This is a genomic window from Mesorhizobium sp. CNPSo 4671 (genome assembly GCF_057784245.1).
In genome coordinates, this window is record NZ_JBWLUW010000001.1 from 195,538 (window position 1) to 214,369 (window position 18,832).

The window sequence follows — 18,832 nt, forward strand, 5'->3', positions numbered from 1 at the left end:
TCAGGCGTCCCTAATTTCGGTCCGCGCCAAGCCGTTGTCGAGATTGATCGTGGTGCGCAGGCGCATGCGTTCCGGTGTGGGCGTCATGATCAGCACGGCATCGATCTCGATCTTCAGCCCCACGGTCTTGTCGCCTAGGGTGACGGTAACTGTCGTCGCGCTTTCCTTGAGGCGGGGCTCGAAGGTGGCGAGCACCGAGCGGATTTCGCGCGCCAGCACGTCGCGGTCAAAGTCGCGGGACGACCGGCCCGAGAAGGACGGCACGCCGTAATTGACCACGCTTCGACGGACCTCCGGAAAATCGGCGAGCGACAGCGGATTGTCCGCGATCTGCTCATTCTCTAGGTCGGACAGCAGCGGCGTGGCCTCGAAGCGCTCCGTGTTGAACAGAGCCTCGATATCGCGCCGCACCGCTTCTCTGAGCACGCGCGCCGAAACCACCACGCTACGGCTTTCGATCTCGGCGCGGTGCTGGGTCTGGAAGGCCAGGCGATGCAGGCGCCGTTTCTGGTCCGGCGTCAGCTCCGCATCGGCGTCGATGGTCCGCGCACTGCCGGCGACGAGCGTGTCGAGACGGTCCGCGCCAAGCTCGTCCAGCAGGACATGGCGCAGCCCGTCTATCTCCGAGGTCAGGCCCGGCAGGTCATTGACGAGGCGATCCCACAGCGACGGTTGGACAGCCTCGCTTTTTGCCCGCAGGCTGCCCGCGATTTGCTGCTTGCCCGCGCCGGGCCGCCGGACCTCACTTGCCGACATAGACATCCATTTCGGCTTCATCATTGCCGTCATAGACGAACTTGATCTTCTTGTAGGCGAAGCTGACCTCTTCCTGGATCAGGTCTTCCTCGTCCTCGGCCTGCGACATGTCGTATTCCATGATCGAAGCGTCGGTGAGCGTGACGACCAGGTAATCCTTGGTCTCGCCATCGATGGTCCGCCGCGCCGAGAACACCACTTCATCCAGGGCCTTGTTCTCGAACAGTGCCTTTTTCAGATAGGGCGAGGATTTGTCGTAGTGCTTGATGAACTTGATCATGCCCATCGACACACGCCCACGGCGTGAGAGCGAATTCGGGTCATAGGGTGCGACCATCTTGTAGTCGACGCCATGGATTTCGATTTCGTCCGAGTGGCCGTCGCGGGTGCTTGGGCCCTTGATATCCGGAACCTTCAGAAAACCATCGATCTTCATTGGCATTGTCTCTCTCCACCGCTTTCAAACGAAACAAGGTCAGGTTGCTGCAAATCAGGTCTTCACGGACGGCAGCTCCGATACCAGCCGCAGCGAGGCGTTGATGCCTTCCAGCTGGTAATGCGGGCGCAGATAGAAGCGGGCGTTGTAATAGCCCGGCCGTCCTTCGACGCTGTCCACCTGGACTTCGGCCGCGGCAAGCGGGCGCTTGGCGCGCGCCTTGTCGTCGGCGAACGCCGGGTTGGCCAGCACGTAGCGGTTGATCCACTCGGTCAGCCATATCTGCATGTCGGAGCGCTCCTTGAACGAGCCGACCTTGTCGCGCGCAATGGCCTTGAGGTAGTGCGCGAACCGCGAGACCGGGAAGAGATAGGGCAGGTTGGCGCTCAGCCTTTCGTTCGACTGGGCATCGGGGTCGACCAGCCGGCCGGCGCGCGTTTCGTCGTCCTGCAGCGAATGGGCGCCGATGAAGGCCGCCAGATCGGTATTCTTGCGGTGCAGGATCGGCATCAGGCCGAGCTTGGCCAGTTCGGCCTCGCGCCGGTCGTCGATGGCGACCTCGGTCGGACATTTCATCGCGATCGAGCCGTCGTCGGTCGGGAAGCTGTGCACCGGCAGGTTGAGCACCGTGCCGCCGTTCTCGACGCCGCGGATCTGTGTGCCCCAGCCGAAAAGCTTGTGGCTGCGGTTGATGTTGACGCCCATCGGGAAGGCGGCGTTCATCCAGACATATTTGTTGTGATCGCCCTGCACCTCTTCCTCGAAGGTGAAGCCCTTCACCGGAACGGTGTCGGTGCCATAGGGCAGCCTGGCCAGGACGCGCGGCATGGTCAGGCCGATATAGCGGGCGTCCTCGCTCTCGCGCAGCGACTGCCACGAGGCATAGGCCGGGTTGGAGACGATCTGCTGCAGGTCTTGCGGGTTCGGCAATTCCTGCCAGCTGTCCATGCGGAACAGGCGCGGCGAGGCGGCGGCAATAAACGGCGTGTGCGCCGAGGCGCAGATGCCGGAGATGTTGCGCAGCAGGCCGACGTCGCGCGGGTGGTTGGAGAATTCGTAGGCGCCGATAACGCAGCCGATCGGCTCGCCGCCAAGCATCGAATACTCGTCCGTATAGACTTTCTTGAAGATCGGGCTCTGGTCCCACATCTGGCCTTCATAGTCTTCGAGCGTATCGGCCAGCTGCTCCTTGGAGATGTTCATCACCCGGATCTTCAGCTTCTGATCCGTCTCGGTGTTGTTGACGAGATACCAGAGGCCGCGCCATGTGCCTTCCATCTCGCGCACTTCCGGCGCGTGCAGGATCTCGTTGACCTGTGCCGTCAGCATCTTGTCGATGCCCGCGATCAGCGACTTGATCGACTTGATCGCATTGGACGAAATGGTCGTGGTCTCGGAACGCGATTGCGCCGCGAGCGCAAGATTGCGCACGAGTTGCTGCAGCTTCTCGCTGTCGTCCTTCTTGACCTTGAAATCCTTCTCGAGGAGTCCGCTGAATTCTCCAAGGTCGATGGCTTCGGCCTCGGCGACGGCGGCAGTCTTTTGCTGTTCGGCCATGGTTTACTCCCCTGCCTTGTCGTCGTCGGCGAGTGCCTGGTTGGCGATCTTGCCAAGCAACGGCTCGTTGTTCAGCAGCTGTGCGATGCGTTTTTCGGCGTCGACGCGCCCGTCCATGAAGCCGAGCAGTTCCTCGAGCTGGCGGCGCATCTTGAGGATCTCGGCCAGTTGCGGCACCTGCGCGGCGATCTTGTCCGGGGCGAAATCGCCCATCTTGGTGAAGGTGAGATCGAGCGCCAGTTCCTCGTCGCGCTCCTGGCCTTCGGCTTGCGGCAGCGTGTTCTTCACCCGGGCTTTGACGCGGGGCCCGAGCGCCTCCATGAATTTGGGGAAGCGATTGGCGTCGGTCTCGACGAAGGCTCGGTCCAGCACGGATTTCGACGCTTCCTTTGTCTGCGAAGCACCGGAAAGGTCGGCCATCACGGCCATGACGAACGGCAATTCGATCGTCGTCGGGCTGCCGTAAGTTTCCACATCGTAGGCGATCTGCACTCGCGGCGCGCGATTTCGTTCGATGACCTTCGCTTTGCTTTCGGCTGGCATGTGCTGTTACCTTTCATCCTTCTGAGCCGTCTTCTTGACGTCGGGAACGCCGGCAAGGAGCCGGAATTCCTTCAGCCCCGACGGGGCGAGATCTTCCATCAGTTCAACGAAATCCATGTGCACCATGCGGCGCACGCGCCGTGCCAGATGTGGGATCGGGCTCGACGGTTCGGTGCGGTCATAGAAGGCCACGACCAGATCGAGGCATTTCACCACGTCGTCACGCGAGGAGATCCGGTCGGGAAGCCCGGTGCTGGTCTCCGTGTAGCTTGCCGCACTTGCCATAGTATCGGCTCCATGACCGTTTCGAGCAGGCGTTGCCGGTTCTGCCGGGGTAGGCGGCTTGGCCATGCCATTCGCCACGGCGCCGGCTGCCGCGTTCCGTTCGAGGGTCGTCAGCAAACGCTGCAGAAACCGTTTTAATTCCGGAACAGGAGCGCCGCCGCCCTCGAGGCGAGCGTTGAGGGCAGTTTCGACCGCGTCGAGGGCCGCGATCGCCGCCCGGGCGTCGGCGACGAGCGCGACCATCGCGGCACCGGCCTGATCCGCCTGCGCCGCGCATCCCGCACGCACCCGGTTCAGCAATTGTCCGTGCGCGCTGACCAGTGCCGCCTTTTCCGCCGTGTTCAAGCCGGAGGCGGCTTCCTGGAGCATGACACGGTCGTCGAGCGCGCTTTGTTCCAGGTCACGTCCGCTGATCGGTCCGATCGAGCGCGGCGCAAAGAAAATCATCTGCCGCAGGTTCGCCAACAGGCCGTCCTGACCGTTCTGGAGATCGAGCAGCGCGTTGATGCGGCGCAAGGCGGCATCGCGCGGCGCAGCGTTGGGCCGCAGGGCCGGATGCATGGTTTCCCAATGCTGGTCGAAGGTCTGCGCAATGAGGGTCAGACCCTGCGCGAGCCCGGCCAATCCTTCTTCATTGGCCAGCGCGCGCGTGACGATGACGAGCAGCCGCAGGTCGCGGCCATGCGCGCGCAATTCCGCCGCCTTTGCCAGTACCGCGGACCAGTCGACCGGAATGGTGCTTTGCGAAGTGGGCTTGTTGTTGCCGTCGTGGACGACCTTGATCTCGGGTTCGGTCAGGCGCTCCAGCTCATGAAAAGCCGGGTCGTTGCGCAAATCCTCCCCTGACGGATTTCCACCGTCGAGCGGACTAAGCCAGAGTGCGACATTAAGCACACAAACCCCCAGCGACCGGCCTCAAACCGTAAGTGACGCGACGTTATCACACGGTTGCACTTTACCACAATTCAACGAGTGCTCAAAAATTAACAGAGGCTAAACGCAACCGCGCCCAGAGTGCCGAAACCCTTGGCTTGGTTACCTTAGCCGCACGCAAATCGCGTCGCGCAGAGGCGCCCACTGTCGTGGCCATTTGCAGCCAGTGGTGCGGGAGTTTCCACAACACCGGTCCATCAGGCGCTTTGTCAAGTGACGGCTTATGTGGCAGTTTATCGCCTGGCAGATCGCAGGAGCACGTTCGATGGAACAGCGCCGGTCATCGCAGACCTTCAAACGCAAGGAACTGGTCGGCAAGCTCAATCCTGTGGGTGTCCGCGCCTTCAAGGCTGCCGCCGACGCCGCCAAGCTGCGTGGCAATCCATACGTCGAACTCGTCCATTTCATCGAGCAACTGGTGCTTTCCGACCGCTCGGATGTGCAAATGATCATCGCCGATGCCGGCGTGGATGCGAGCCGGCTCACGGCCGACATGACCCGCGCCGTCGACAAACTGCCTTATGGCGCGACATCGATTGAGGAATTCTCCGACCATATTTTCCATGCTATCCAGGAGGCCTGGAACCTCGCGACGCTCGAGTTCGGCGTCGAGGAAGTCCGCAGCGCGCATATTCTGCTTGCCTGCCTGAAGACGCCGGTGCTGGAAGGCCTGTTGTCGAAGATCAGCGGCGAGTTTGACAAAATCGACGCCGACGCGGTCATTTCGCGGTTCGCCGATGTCACGGAAGGCTCGCTCGAAGCGGGCGCCGCTCCGACGACGCCCGCCGCCGAAACGCCGATAAAACGAGGGCCGGGCGGAGATTCGGCGCTGGCGAAATACGCCACCGACCTGACCCAGCGTGCCCGCGACGGCAAGATCGACCCGGTCGTCGGCCGCGATCCGGAGATTCGGCAGATCGTCGATATCCTGATGCGGCGCCGGCAGAACAACCCGATCCTGACCGGCGAGGCCGGGGTCGGCAAGACCGCGGTCGTCGAGGGCTTTGCCTTGCGTATCGCCCAAGGCGACGTGCCACCCACCCTGCAAGGCGTCAGCGTGCGCATGCTCGATGTCGGATTGATGCAGGCGGGCGCCAGCGTGAAGGGCGAATTCGAAAAACGGCTGAAGGCCGTCATCGACGAGGTTCAGTCGTCCGAAACGCCGGTTATCCTGTTCATCGACGAAGCCCACACGCTGATTGGCGCCGGCGGCGCGGCAGGAACCGGCGACGCTGCCAATCTCTTGAAACCGGCGCTGGCAAGGGGCGAACTTCGCACCATCGCGGCAACGACCTGGGCTGAATACAAGCAGCACATCGAGAAGGACCCGGCGCTGACCCGCCGTTTCCAGGTGGTCAAGATCGACGAGCCGTCGGAAGCCGTGGCCGTTCTCATGTTGCGCGGTGTCGCCGGCGTGCTGGAGAAGCATCACGAGGTGCAGATACTCGATGAGGCGATCGAGGCGGCGGTCGGCCTGTCGCATCGCTACATCCCGGCACGGCAACTGCCTGATAAGGCGGTGAGCCTTCTCGACACAGCTTGTGCCCGTGTCGCCATATCGCAGCACGCCACGCCGGCCGAGGTCGAGGACATCCTGCGCCGCCGCCAGGCGCTGGAGGTTGAGCGCGGCATCATCGGCCGCGAGGCCGCGATCGGCATCGAGGTGACCGACCGGCAGGCCCGCGTCGAGACCGGGCTTGCCGAAAGCGAGGTCAGCCTGGCCGCGGCGCAGCAGCGCTGGGATCGTGAAAAGGCGCTGGTCGCCGAGATACTCGAATTGCGCGCCCGGCTGCGCGGCGAGGGCGTGCCTCTCGATGCGGCGGCGACCGCCGAGGCCGATGCCGAAGCGGCAGCGGCGGACGCGGAAAAGACCAAGGTGCCGCAAACTGAGCCGTCGAAGACCGAACCGCTCAACACTGAGCCGCCCAAGGCTGAAACGGCGAAGGCGGAAACCACGAAGACCAAGGTGGCCAAAGCCAAGGCCGACGCACCGGCGGTGGCCGATCCTGCGCCGTCGGATCCCGCCGCCGACCTTGCCCGGTTGCGCGAGCTGATGGCCGAACTGGCCGAGGCGCAAGGCGAAACACCGCTGATCCTGCCGTCCGTCGACCGCAATGCCGTGGCGGCCGTGGTTCAGGACTGGACCGGCATCCCGACGGGACGGATGCTGTCCAGCCAGACCGAAAAGGCGCTCAAGCTCGCCACCACGCTTTCGGAGCGGGTCGTCGGCCAGGATCACGCCATGGAGATGATCGCCAAACGCGTGCAGACCAGCCGCGCCGGGCTTGGCGCGCCGGAAAAGCCGGTCGGCGTCTTCCTGCTCTGCGGCCCCTCGGGCGTCGGCAAGACCGAAACCGCGCTGGCGCTGGCCGAAACGCTCTATGGCGGCGAGCAGAACCTGATCTCGATCAACATGTCCGAATTCCAGGAGGCGCACACCGTCTCGACCCTCAAGGGCGCACCGCCCGGCTATGTCGGCTATGGCAAGGGAGGCATCCTGACCGAGGCGGTTCGCAGAAAACCCTATTCGGTCATCCTGCTCGACGAGGTCGAGAAGGCGCATCCGGACGTGCACGAAATCTTCTTCCAGGTTTTTGACAAGGGCATGATGGACGACAGCGAGGGCCGCCGGATCGATTTCAAGAACACGCTGATCCTGCTGACCTCGAATGTCGGCTCGGAGGTCATCATGGACCGCACGAAGAATGGCACGCTGCGGGCCGGGCTCGACGATCTCGATACCGCCTTGCGCAGCCCATTGCTGAAGGTCTTCCCTGCGGCCTTTCTCGGACGCGTTGTGACCATTCCCTATTACCCGCTCTCGGATTCCATGATCGAAGCCATCACCCGTCACCAGTTCGCCAAGATCGCGCGCCGGCTGCGTGCAACCAACGATGCGGAACTGGTGATCGGCGACGGTGTCATGGATCTGGTCAAGGCGCGCTGCACCGAAATCGAATCCGGCGGACGGATGATCGATGCCATCCTGACCAACACGCTCCTGCCGGAACTGAGCCGCGGCGTGCTCAACCGGTCGCTCGCGGGCGAAAAGATGACAAAGGTCACCGTCGGCGCCTCCAAGGAGGGGTTCACCTATTCCTTCGAGTAGGCTCTGATCGTGGCAGGCTTACCCGATGCGACCTCTTCGCTGCTCCCGCTTCCCGGGCTGCTATTCGCGGTCTGCCCGTGCCAGCGGAATACGAGGGGCGGCGGTCTTGCCCATGCGGGAGAACGACGTGCGCAGGCGATAGCGGTCGCCGGCGTAGCGGATCGTCGAGGACAGCAGCGGCCGGCCGGCCGTATCGACAATGAGCTGGCGCATGACCAGCGTGGATTTGCCGACGTCGATGTCGAGATGGCGGGCGAGCACGGGATCCGCGCCATGCGCCTCGATCGTGGTCTCGGCGCGCGCCAGGTCGACGCCGGCGTCGATCAGCAGGCCGAACAGCGACGCGTTGCTGAAATCGATATGGCTGAGGTCGGGAACGAGGCTTGCGGCAAAGAACGAGGTGTCGACCGCGACCGGCACCTGGTCGAGGCGGCGGATACGCTCGAGATGAAACAGCGCGGCACCCGGTGCGATCGCAAGCTCCTCGGCTTCGTCGAGCGAGGCCGGCGCCTGTTCGGCGCGCAGCACGTCGGAGGAGGGCGTCAGGCCGAGACGCCTGGCGGTCTCGCTGAACGATTCCAGCGTGTTGGGGAATTCCTTCGGCACCTTGGCCGAGACATACCAGCCGCGCCCGTGCGAGGGCGTCAGCACTCCTTCCTCGACAAGGCTTTGCAGGGCCCGTCGCAAGGTCACCCTCGAGATCGACATGCGGGTGAACAGGTCGCGCTCGGCCGGCAGCCGCGCGCCCGAGGCGAGCTTGCCGCTGGCGATCTCCTGCAGGATCGCATCGGCCGCTTGCCGCCACAGCGGCTCCGGTCCGTCCGACTGCAGTGGCGAGCCCTCCATCTCAGTCATCCATCCGCCTTCACCTTTTCCCATACGCCCGTTCGCATCGAACGGTAGCAGGCGTCAATTATGTGGTTGACGATGACGCCGTCCTCGAACGTTTCCAGCGGTGTCGTCCCCGCCGCGAAGTGTTCCACAAAATGGCGCATCTGTTGCGAAAAACCGTAGGCGCGGGTTTCCTCGGGCACCGGATAGACCCAGCCAGTCTCGGCATCGGCCTTTTCGACGAGATAACCCACCGGTTTCTCGATGAAGCCCCAGACCGGCCCGACCGACGTGTCGGTGACGATACGGCCGGCCGAGCCGACCAGTTCGTGACGCAGCTGCATGCCGCCTTTCTCGATCCATGAGGATTCGATCGTGGCCAACTGGCCGCCGGCGAATTTCAGCAGCGCGATCGCCGTGTCTTCTCCGGTCGTCTTGTCACCGTGCACGAGTGTTGCGCCCCACGCCATCACCTCGGTGATGAGATTGTCCTTGCCGAAGAAATGACGCGCGCTTTCGACGGTGTGGCAGCCCATGTCGAGCAGGGCGCCGCCGCCGGCGAGTTCGGCGTTCCAGAAATGCGGCGCGTGCGGCCCCGAATGCGCCTCACGCGCCCGCATGGTCAACAGATTGCCGATGCCGCCGGCCTGGATCATCTGGTGGGCCTTGGCGATGTTGGGGGAAAACACCGCGCATTCGGCATAGCCATGCCAGATGCCGGCGCGCTGGACGATGTCGAGGATCTCCTGCGCCTCTTTGCCGGTGCGCGCCAGCGGCTTAGTGCAGATGACGGCTTTGCCGTGCTTCGCGGCGATCCTGACGGCTTCGAGATGGATCTCGTTGGGCAGCGCAATCACCACCAGCTCGACCGCCGGATCGGCGCACAACGCGTCGATATCCCGGTGCGCGGTGACCTTGGGGCCCCATTTCCTGGCAAAGGCCGTGGCGCGCTCGAAACTGCGCGACGAGCAGGCGACGAGTTCGGCGTTGCGCACGTCGAGCAGCGAGTCCGCATAGGTCTCGGCGATGAAGCCGGAGCCCAGAATTCCAACGCCGATCATTCAAATCCTCCCAGATTTTTGCCCATCAGCCTGGTGCTGCCCAGCCAGGGCAGCGACAGCTCGACTGAAAAGACAACACAATACCACTTGTCACAAGATGTATCAGTAGGTATGGTCCGAGGCAACAGTGCAAAATCGTGAATCCACACGAGGCACCATCTTGAGGGAGAGCAGGAAAATGCGTTCCATAAATGTATCGGTCCCGCTGGCGGTAACGCTCGGCGTGATGTTTGCAGGCGGTGTCGGTGCCGCGTTTGCCGACCCGGTCACCATCACCTTGAACAGCTGGCGCACCGAGGACATCGCGGTGTGGCAGGACACCATCCTGCCGGCCTTCGAGGCCAAGCATCCCGACATCAAGGTCGAGTTCGCGCCGATCAACACCAATGAATACAATGCCGCCATCCAGTCGCAGATCGAAGGCGGCGCCGGCGGCGACCTGATCACCTGCCGCCCGTTCGACGTGAACCGCGAATGGATCAAGCGCGGCTATTTCGAATCTCTCGAAGGCCTGCCCGGCCTGGCCAATTTCGACAAGACCTCGCGGGCCGCATGGTCGGGTGCTGACGACAAGGCCTACTGCCTGCCGGTCGCCGCCGTGCTCGCCGGCTTCTACTACAACGCCGACATCTTCAAGGAGCTGGGCCTCAAGGTGCCGACCACCAGCGCCGAGTTCATCGATGTGCTGACCGCGATCAAGAAGGATGGCCGCTACACGCCGCTCGCCTATGGCGCGGCCGAATCCTGGCAGCTCGCCTATAATGGCCTGTACTCGATCGGCCCGGCCTACTGGAAAGGCGAGGAGGGCCGGCTTGGCCTGATCGACGGCAAGAAGAAGCTGACCGATCCGGAATTCGTCGACGCCATCGCCGCCTTCGCCGCCTGGAAGCCGTTCCTGCCTGCCGGGCAGGAGAGCCTGAACTATGCCGACATGACGCAGCTGTTCACGCTCGGCAAGGCCGCGATCCTCCCCGACGGTTCGTGGGACATCAACCAGGTGACCTCGACCAACCTCAATGTCGGCGTCTTCGGTCCGCCGGTGCCGAAGGCCGGCGACAAGCGCTATTTGCAGGAAATGCCCGACATGGGCATCGGCATCAACGCCAAGAGCATGCACAAGGACGCGGCAAAAACCTTTCTCGACTGGGTGGCCGGGCCTGAATTCCAGGAGCTCTATGTCAACGCCGCGCCCGGCTTCTTCGCCATGAGCTCGAAGCCGGTCACTTACAAGAACAAGCTGGCGCAGGATTTCGCCGACCTCAAGAAGGGCGCCGAGCTCACCCCGCGCCTGGCCCTGGATCGCCTGAGCGCCGGCACGCCGCCGCTCGACGACGAGACCTGGCGCCTGCTGCAGGTGATGTTCACCAAGGCGGATGTCACGCCGCAGCAGGTTGCGACCGAACTCCAGGCCGGCCTCGCCTCCTGGTACGGGCCGCAGAAGAAGTAATCCGGATCAGCTTTGCGCATGTCTTGCCAGATGGCGGGGCATGCGCAAGCCTCCGGCACGCCGACGCCATCTCAGCCGGCGTGAACATGAGGTTTTCCCTTGATATCTCCCGCCGCCGCCTATCGAAACCTGCTGCTCTTCGTGCTGCCGGCGTTGGCCGTCTATCTGGTCTTTGCCGTGCTGCCGCTGGCGACCTCGATCGTCATGAGCTTCTTCCGGACCAGCGGTGCTTCCGGTGACACCTTCGTCGGCTTTGCCAATTACGTGCGCCTGTTCACCCACCCGACGATCAGCGCGCGCTTCTGGAACGCGTTGCTCAACAACATGCAGTATTTTGCCATCCATCTGATCGTCGAAGTGCCGATGGGCCTGCTGCTGGCGGCGTTGCTCACCTCAGGAAAACTGGCACGCTCGGAAGGCATCTACCGCACGCTGCTGTTCATACCGGCGACGCTGTCGGTGGTCATTGTCGGCTTCGTCTGGCGCCTGATCATCAACCCGCTCTGGGGGCTGGTCGGCTTTCCGTTGCTGGGCACGGAATCGACCGCACTCACCTCCATCTCGCTGATGTCGGTCTGGCAGTATTTCGGCATCCCGATGGTCTTCCTCTACAGCGCCTTGCTGGCCGTGCCCAACGAACTTGTCGAGGCAGCCAACATCGACGGCGCCGGTGGCTGGACGACCTTCTGGAAGATCAAGTTCCCGCTGATCGCGCCGCAATTTGGGCTGATCGCCATCCTCACCTACATCTGGACCTTCAACGGCTTCGACCTGGTCTTCGCGCTCAACGGCTCCGCGCCCGGCCCGAACTACAGCACCGATATTCTCGGCACCTATTTCTACCGCACCTTCTTCGGCTCGAGCGGGCAGCTTGCCGATCTCGATCTGGGTGCCGCGGTCGCGACGGTCATCTTCCTCACCGTGTTGCTGGTCACCGCGGCCTATTTCTGGCTGATCCAGCGCCGCCTGAAATCCTATTCGGTCTAGGAACTGAGATGAGCGCTCCGGACCTCACAATACCCCCCGCCCGCCATCGCCAGGACCGCGAACCCTGGACGGTGGAGCGCATCATCGTGCATGCGCTGCTGATCGTTTTCGTGCTGCTTGCTATCGGCCCGGTGCTGATCGTCATCATCAATTCGCTGAAGACGACGCCGGCGATCTTCGGCGGACCGTTCGACCTGCCGACGGCCAAGACCTTCAGCCTGGAAGGCTACAAACGCGTCTTCACGCGCGGCAATTTCATCGTCAATTACCGCAACAGCCTGATCGTGACAGTGACGACGATCTTGCTGACGGTGGTGCTGTCGACGCTCGCCGCCTTTGCGCTGGTCGAATACCGGGTGCGGCTGGCGTCACTGCTCAGCGGCCTGTTCGTGCTCGGCATCATGCTGCCGATCCGGCTCGGCACCATCCCGCTGATCCAGATGATGCTGGCCTGGAGATTGATGGATACGCTGGTGGCGCTCATCCTCGTCTACACCGCCATGAGCATCCCGATCGCGGTGACGCTGATGGTCACCTATTTCCGCACCGTGCCGACCGATCTCAAGGAAGCCGCGCGCATGGATGGGGCGAGCGAACTGCGCACCTTCTGGATCGTGCTGCCGCTGGTCAGGCCGGGTCTCGCCGCGGTCGCGGCACTCACCATGCTGCCGGTCTGGAACGACCTCTGGTTCCCGCTGATCCTGGCGCCAAGCCGGCAGAACCAGACGGTGACGCTCGGCGTCCAGCAATTCGTCGGCCAGTTCATGAACGACTATCCCGCACTGCTCGCGGCACTCACGCTCGGCGCGGTGCCGCTGGTGCTGCTGTTCACCTTGTTCTCGCGGCAATTCATCAGCGGGCTGAGCAAGGGCTACAGCAAATAGCCGGACCTTCGAGAGATTTTAACAAGACCGACAATTTCGAACTGATGGAACACTGAGATGCAGATAGGTAACTACATCCGCCGGCAGCCAGCGACCCTCACCGGGTTGCCCGCCGCGATTGGTGCGGAGCTCGACGGTTTCGCCAGCCTGCGTCAGACGCCGGAGCGGATCGTGCTGCTCGGCACGGGATCGTCGATGAATGCGCTTCTGGCCGGCGCCGAGGCGCTGGAGGAAGGCACGGGCGCCTCGGTGATCGCCAAGGAGCCGGAGGCTTTCCTACGCCTCCCGCCAAAGGCATCGGGACAGCGCACGCTGGTCCTGGCCGCCTCGCAGTCCGGCATGAGCATCACCACGATCGAGGCGGTGCGTCTCTCGGTGCAACTCGGCTTTCCGACCCTCGTCATCACCGGCGAGGCCGGCAGCCTGATCACCGAGACCGGCGCCGAGATCATCGTCATGCCGATCGGTCCCGAGACCGTCGGGCCGAAGACCATGGGCTATACCGCCACCGTCATGTCGGTGCTGGCGGTCGCTGCCAAGCTTGCCGGCAAGACGGTCGATCTGTCGGGACTGCTCGCGCAACTGGAGCAGACGGCTGAAACCGGTTTGGTTGCAGCGAAAGACTTGGTCACCCGCTTCGGCGTCCCCGATTACATCCTGGTCGCAGGTCAGGCGACGCATCTCGGCACCGCGCTCGAGACGTCGCTCAAGATTGCCGAGATCAGCGGCGTGCCCACCGCTGGCTTCGACACCGAAGAGGCGCTGCATGGGCATGTCTACGGCACCACCAACAACAGCCTGGTGATCGCAATCGCGCAGACCGAAGCCGAGGCCAAGGTCGCCGCCAATCTCGGCGAGGCGCTGGCCGAACTCGGACCGCGCACCGTTGTCCTCAACCTCTCCGGTCATCCGACTCGCTTCGACCTCGATGTCAGCTGGCCGACGGCGCCCTCACAGCAATGGCTCGCCGGCTGCTGGGCGCCGATGCCGCTGCAATGGTACGGCTGCGAACTGGCGATCGCGCGCGGCATCGATCCCGACAAGATGATCTACCCCAACCTCGGAAAGCGGCTGAACGTGCGCATCCGCAAGGAGGCCTGATGGTAACCGCGGTTGGAATCGACATAGGCGGCAGCCTGGTCAAGCTCGGCGTCGTCGACGGTTCGGGCAAGGTGCTCGCACGGGATGCGGTGCCGGTGCATCGGGACATCGAATTCGCCGAATTCGTGCATCTGGTGACCGAGGCAACCGAAAAGTTGAGGCGGGCGTTTCCCGACATCACAGCCATCGGCATCGGCGTGCCGGGCACGCCAAATCCCGAGACCGGCATGCTCAACGGTCGCTGCCCGGCGATCCCGGCACTGCTCAAGGGGTCCCTATCAAAGCTGTTCTCGATCCGCTTCGGCGTGCCGGCCGTCGTCCGCAACGATGCCGTCAGTGCCACCCATGGCGAAATGCGCCACGGCGCCGGGCGTCCATTCTCGCGCTTTGCGCTGCTGACACTCGGCACCGGCATTGGCGGCTCGATGGTCATCGACCGCAAGGTCATCGATGGCCCTGACGGACTGCCGCCGCAGTTCGGCTGCATCTCGCTCGACCCGGCCCGCACCGACATCGCCGATCCTGTACCGGGCATGGTCGAGAACCTCGCCAGCGCCCGCGCGCTGGTCAACCGCTATCGCCAGCTGAAGCCGGACAGCGACGCCAAGGATGCCGAAACCGTCGTCGACCTCGCCAAGCAAGGCGATGCGATCGCGCTGCAGGTCGTCGACGAGGTGGCGCGCTGGCTCGGCCAAATGATCGGCATCATGTCGAACATGCTCAACATCGAGGCGGCGATCATCGGCGGCGGCCTGTCGCTGGCCGGTCCCTTCTTCATCGATCGCATTGCCAAAAATGTCAGGGATTTCGTCCTGCTGAAGCCCGGCCGTCCGCCGGTGATCGTGGCGGCCGAGCATGGCAATGATGCCGGCGTGATCGGCACCGCGGCTCTGGCGCTCGACATGTTTGCGCCCACGGCAAAGGAATAGCGCAATGGCCGATGTCGAACTGCGCAAAGTGTCCAAGAGTTTTCAGAACCTGAAGGTCGTGCACGACATCGATCTCGACATTGCCGAGGGCGAGTTCGTCGTCCTCGTCGGCCCTTCCGGCTGCGGCAAGTCGACGACGCTGCGCATGGTGGCCGGACTGGATCGGCCGAGCGGCGGCGAGATCCATATTGGCGGCAGGCTGGTCAACGACGTCCAGGCCAGGGACCGTGACATCGCCATGGTCTTCCAGAGCTACGCGCTCTATCCGCAAATGACGGTGGCGCAGAACATGGCTTTCGGCCTGCGCATCCGCAAGGTGCCGGATGCCGAGGTGACGCAGCGCATCGCCCGTGTCGCCGACATCCTCGATCTCAGCGAATTGCTGCAGCGCAAGCCGCACCAGCTCTCCGGCGGCCAGCGCCAGCGTGTCGCCATGGGCCGCGCCATGGTGCGCCAGCCGAAAGTCTTCCTGTTCGACGAGCCGCTTTCCAACCTCGACGCCAAGCTCAGGGTCAAGATGCGCGCCGAGATCAAGAAGCTGCACCAGATGGTCGCCACCACCACGGTCTACGTCACCCACGACCAGGTCGAGGCGATGACGCTGGCCGACCGAGTCGTGGTGATGAACAAGGGCCGCATCGAGCAGATCGGCCCGCCCAACGACCTCTATCACGAGCCGGCCAGCCGCTTCGTCGCCGGTTTCATCGGCAGCCCCGGCATGAATTTCTTCAAATGCCGGCTGGAGGCGCGTGGCGACAGGCTTGCAGTGGTACTCGGCGACGGCACCGCACTCGCCGTGCCGGCTGCCCGCACGGCGCGCTATGCCGGGCATGTCGGGCGCGAGCTCGAATTCGGCCTGCGTCCCGAGCACATCACCGAGCAGCGCGAGCGGCCCGATACCGTCGACATCAAGGTTCCGGTCGAGGTCGTCGAGCCGATGGGCATGGAGACGCTGCTGCATGCGCTGGTCGCCGGCGCGGAGGCGACGGCGCGCATCGACCCGGCGGCGACGCCGAGGCCAGGCGAGATGGCGACGCTGTCACTCGGCATGGGTCACATGCACCTGCTCGACCTCGAAAGTGGCAAGGTGCTCTGAGACGCGAGGTCCCAACACCGGTCGAAAACGGGCCTAACACACATCTGTGTGTCGAAACGCAAAAACAATATATTATCCGTTGACAAATATAATTTTGGAGCGAATTTTTAGGTGCGGCGCCAGATGACCGTAGTGGCCCGCGATATGCAGGGACATCTCTTAAACGCAGTCCAGGAATGTGCCGGCCATGATCGACATCCACAGCGTGTCAAAGTCCTTCGTGACCCGGGATGCCGATCCGGTGCATGCGCTGAAGGACGTCAGCCTCGAAATCTACGACAATGAGTTCTTCACGCTGCTCGGCCCGTCGGGCTGCGGCAAGACGACCCTGCTGCGCCTGATCGCCGGCTTCGAGGCGCCGAGTTCCGGTGCCATCCGCATCGCCGGCAAGGATGTCGCCGCGCTGCCGCCGCAGAAGCGGCCGGTCAACACCGTGTTCCAGAGCTACGCGCTGTTCCCGCATATGAGCGTCGCCGAGAATGTCGCGTTCGGGCTGGAAATGCAGAACGCGCCGAAAGCGCTGATCGACGAGCGCGTCCGCGAAGCGCTCGAAATGGTGCGGTTGGAAGGCTTCGCCGGGCGCCGTCCGGCGCAATTGTCGGGTGGCCAGCAGCAGCGCGTCGCGGTGGCGCGGGCGCTGGCGCCGAAGCCCAGCGTGCTGCTGCTCGACGAGCCGCTGTCGGCGCTCGACCTCAAACTGCGTAAGGGCATGCAGAGCGAGTTGAAGCGGCTGCAGCGCGAAACCGGCATCACCTTCGTGCTGGTCACCCACGACCAGGAGGAGGCACTGGCCATGTCCGACCGCATCGCGGTGATGCGCAGCGGCGACGTGCTGCAGGTCGGCACGCCGCGGGACATCTACGACAATCCGCAGGATCGTTTCGTCGCCGACTTCATCGGCGAGTCCAACCTTTTGCCTGGTGCCGCGCTTGGTCGGGATCCGGCAAAGACGATCGTCGTGCGCCCCGAACACATCGTCGTGTCGCCGGTAGCGGACGGCACGAAGGGGCACGCCACGGGCGCGGTCTCCGCCATCACCTTCCTTGGCTCCGACACGCTCTACGAGGTTGTGCTGGAAGAGGGGGCAAAACTGCACTCGCGCTCGCGCGGCGGTGCAGCACTCGCGACAGGAGACAAGGTCGTCGTCGACTGGGCATGGCACCTCGAACGCGAGCTGGCGAACTGAGATGGGTCCGAACCGCACCTGGCTCCTGATTGCGCCGGCCATGCTGGTCATCGGCATCTTCATGGTGCTGCCGCTGTTCCTCGCCGTCGCCTATTCCTTCATGACCGCCAACCCCTATGGCGGCGTCACCCAGCCCGCGACCTTCGACGCCTATCTGCAATTCCTCTACCAGCGCGACTTCGACGACAGTCTGGTGTTCTCGCCGAGCTACGCTCTGATCATCCTGCGCTCGATCTATCTGGCCATCGCCACCACCTTGATCTGTCTCGTGCTCGGCCTGCCCGTTGCCTGGTACATCGTCTGCCAGACGCCCGAGCGCCGGCGCATCCTGCTGTTTGCCGTCACGCTGCCATTCTGGATCAACACGCTGATCCGCACCTATTGCTGGATCCTGATCCTGCGCGACGAAGGCCTGGCGAACGGTGCATTGCGCAGCGCCGGCATCATCTCCGATCCGCTGCCGCTGCTCTACAATGACGGCTCGATCCTGCTCGGCCTCGTCTACACCTTCCTGCCTTTCATGGTGCTGCCGATCTATTCGACGCTGGAGCGCATCGATCCAAGGCTGATCGAGGCCGCGCACGATCTCTACGCCAGCCGCGCCGCCGTCTTCCGCCGCATCGTCTGGCCACTGGCCAGGCCCGGCGCGCTGGCCGGCGCCACGCTTGTCTTCGCGCCGGCGCTGGGTTCCTTCCTGGCGCCCGACCTGCTCGGCGGCGGCAAGAAACTGCTCATCGGCAGCCTGATCCAGATGCAGTTCACCTCGTCGCGCAACTGGCCGTTTGGGGCGGCGCTGTCGACCGTGGTGACGGTCGTCGTGCTCACAGCCTTCGTCATCCGCTCGCGCAAGGTACGGGAGGACCGGCGATGAACGGCGCCAAACCCTTCGACTGGCGGCACACGCCCGGCCTGTCGGCCTACACCGCGCTGATCCTCGTGTTCTTCTACGCGCCGCTGCTGATCCTGGTGATCTATGCCTTCAACTCGAGCCGGCTGGTCACCGTCTGGTCCGGCTTCAGTTTCAAATGGTTCGTCGCGGTGGCCAACAATGGCGCGATCCGCGATGCCGCCTTCAACAGCGTCGTCATAGCCATCGTCGCCACCCTCGCCTCGACCGCGATCGCCACGGCCGGCGCGCTGGCGCTGGAACGCGGCCGGCTGCGCTTCGGGCGCGGCGCTGCGACGGCGCTGATCGCCATGCCGCTGGTGGTGCCGGAGATCGTCGTGGCGATCACCACGCTGATCTTCTTCTCGGGGCTCGGCATGCATCACGGGCTGATCAATCTGATGATCGCCCACACCGTCTTCTGCATCCCGTTCGCGCTGCTGCCGATCCAGGCGCGGCTGCGCGACATGGGCGGCACGCTGGAGGAGGCGGGGCGCGACCTCTATGCCAATGAGTGGCGGCTGTTCCGACGCGTCACGCTGCCCTTGCTGCTGCCGGCGATCTCGGCCGGCGCCATCATGGCCTTCGTCGTCTCGCTCGACGATTTCCTGATCTCGATGATGGTGTCGGGCGCCGGCTCGACCACGCTGCCCGTCTACATCTACGGCATGATGCGGCTTGGCGTGACGCCGGAGGTGAACGCCATCTCCACCATCCTGCTTGCCGTTTCCATCGTCTTCGTCGCCGCGGCCCTGCTCGTCGGACGGCGCAACAGACTTGCCTAGAAAAATAAGACCAGACCAGA

General features: G+C 63.8%; 17 protein-coding genes. 10 read left to right on the top strand and 7 right to left on the bottom strand.

What is annotated here, in order from left to right; genetic code table 11:
* The 5 genes from tssE to tssA are packed head-to-tail and all read right to left on the bottom strand — an operon-like array spanning position 1 to position 4,471.
* On the bottom strand, positions 1-756 hold the full coding sequence (tssE, locus tag AC04SF_RS00785) for a type VI secretion system baseplate subunit TssE (RefSeq protein ID WP_488476084.1): 756 nt from the start codon (positions 754-756) through the stop codon (positions 1-3).
* Positions 743-1,192 carry an Hcp family type VI secretion system effector gene (locus AC04SF_RS00790; protein WP_416361774.1) on the bottom strand — a complete coding sequence of 150 codons (450 nt, stop codon included), beginning with the start codon at positions 1,190-1,192 and terminating at the stop codon, positions 743-745. The genes tssE and AC04SF_RS00790 overlap by 14 nt, the downstream gene beginning before the upstream one ends.
* A 54-nt stretch (positions 1,193-1,246) precedes the next feature.
* Positions 1,247-2,749 carry a type VI secretion system contractile sheath large subunit gene (gene tssC, locus AC04SF_RS00795; protein WP_095199081.1) on the bottom strand — a complete coding sequence of 501 codons (1,503 nt, stop codon included), beginning with the start codon at positions 2,747-2,749 and terminating at the stop codon, positions 1,247-1,249.
* A 3-nt stretch (positions 2,750-2,752) separates the two neighbouring features.
* Entirely contained in the window at positions 2,753-3,292 is a 540-nt protein-coding gene (gene tssB / locus AC04SF_RS00800) for a type VI secretion system contractile sheath small subunit (protein WP_096455200.1), read from the bottom strand.
* A gap of 6 nt (positions 3,293-3,298) precedes the next feature.
* On the bottom strand, positions 3,299-4,471 hold the full coding sequence (gene tssA, locus AC04SF_RS00805) for a type VI secretion system protein TssA (RefSeq protein ID WP_488476085.1): 1,173 nt from the start codon (positions 4,469-4,471) through the stop codon (positions 3,299-3,301).
* 304 nt (positions 4,472-4,775) lie between these two features.
* On the opposite strand from tssA, the gene tssH reads away from it, so the two are divergent.
* Positions 4,776-7,619: a type VI secretion system ATPase TssH gene (tssH, locus tag AC04SF_RS00810; RefSeq protein WP_488476086.1), complete on the top strand. Its 2,844-nt coding sequence runs from the start codon at positions 4,776-4,778 to the stop codon at positions 7,617-7,619.
* 60 nt (positions 7,620-7,679) lie between these two features.
* Here the strand turns inward: tssH and AC04SF_RS00815 are convergent, their stop codons facing one another.
* Positions 7,680-8,474 (bottom strand): GntR family transcriptional regulator, encoded by a 795-nt coding sequence (locus tag AC04SF_RS00815; protein WP_488476087.1) that lies wholly within the window; start codon positions 8,472-8,474, stop codon positions 7,680-7,682.
* Positions 8,471-9,511 (bottom strand): Gfo/Idh/MocA family protein, encoded by a 1,041-nt coding sequence (locus AC04SF_RS00820; protein WP_488476088.1) that lies wholly within the window; start codon positions 9,509-9,511, stop codon positions 8,471-8,473. The genes AC04SF_RS00815 and AC04SF_RS00820 overlap by 4 nt, the downstream gene beginning before the upstream one ends.
* Before the next feature lie 178 nt (positions 9,512-9,689).
* Between AC04SF_RS00820 and AC04SF_RS00825 the strand changes: the two genes are divergently transcribed.
* From AC04SF_RS00825 to AC04SF_RS00865, 9 genes are all read left to right on the top strand, one after another.
* Positions 9,690-10,958, top strand: coding sequence for an ABC transporter substrate-binding protein (locus AC04SF_RS00825; protein ID WP_488476089.1), 1,269 nt, complete (start codon positions 9,690-9,692; stop codon positions 10,956-10,958).
* 99 nt (positions 10,959-11,057) lie between these two features.
* On the top strand, positions 11,058-11,945 hold the full coding sequence (locus tag AC04SF_RS00830; protein ID WP_488476090.1) for a carbohydrate ABC transporter permease: 888 nt from the start codon (positions 11,058-11,060) through the stop codon (positions 11,943-11,945).
* 8 nt (positions 11,946-11,953) lie between these two features.
* On the top strand, positions 11,954-12,829 hold the full coding sequence (locus AC04SF_RS00835) for a carbohydrate ABC transporter permease (protein WP_202351116.1): 876 nt from the start codon (positions 11,954-11,956) through the stop codon (positions 12,827-12,829).
* Positions 12,830-12,886: 57 nt separating this feature from the next.
* A complete protein-coding gene (locus AC04SF_RS00840) occupies positions 12,887-13,930 on the top strand; it encodes an SIS domain-containing protein (RefSeq protein WP_488476091.1) in 1,044 nt (347 codons plus the stop codon).
* Positions 13,930-14,859 carry an ROK family protein gene (locus AC04SF_RS00845; protein ID WP_488476092.1) on the top strand — a complete coding sequence of 310 codons (930 nt, stop codon included), beginning with the start codon at positions 13,930-13,932 and terminating at the stop codon, positions 14,857-14,859. Before AC04SF_RS00840 ends, AC04SF_RS00845 begins: the two co-directional genes overlap by 1 nt.
* 4 nt (positions 14,860-14,863) lie before the next feature.
* Complete coding sequence (locus AC04SF_RS00850) at positions 14,864-15,955, top strand: ABC transporter ATP-binding protein (RefSeq protein WP_488476093.1); 1,092 nt, start codon at positions 14,864-14,866, stop codon at positions 15,953-15,955.
* 187 nt (positions 15,956-16,142) lie between these two features.
* On the top strand, positions 16,143-17,141 hold the full coding sequence (locus AC04SF_RS00855; RefSeq protein WP_488476094.1) for an ABC transporter ATP-binding protein: 999 nt from the start codon (positions 16,143-16,145) through the stop codon (positions 17,139-17,141).
* A gap of 1 nt (position 17,142) precedes the next feature.
* A complete protein-coding gene (locus tag AC04SF_RS00860; RefSeq protein ID WP_488476095.1) occupies positions 17,143-18,012 on the top strand; it encodes an ABC transporter permease in 870 nt (289 codons plus the stop codon).
* Positions 18,009-18,812 (top strand): ABC transporter permease, encoded by an 804-nt coding sequence (locus AC04SF_RS00865; RefSeq protein ID WP_488476096.1) that lies wholly within the window; start codon positions 18,009-18,011, stop codon positions 18,810-18,812. The genes AC04SF_RS00860 and AC04SF_RS00865 overlap by 4 nt, the downstream gene beginning before the upstream one ends.
* The last annotated feature ends 20 nt before the right edge of the window (positions 18,813-18,832 follow it).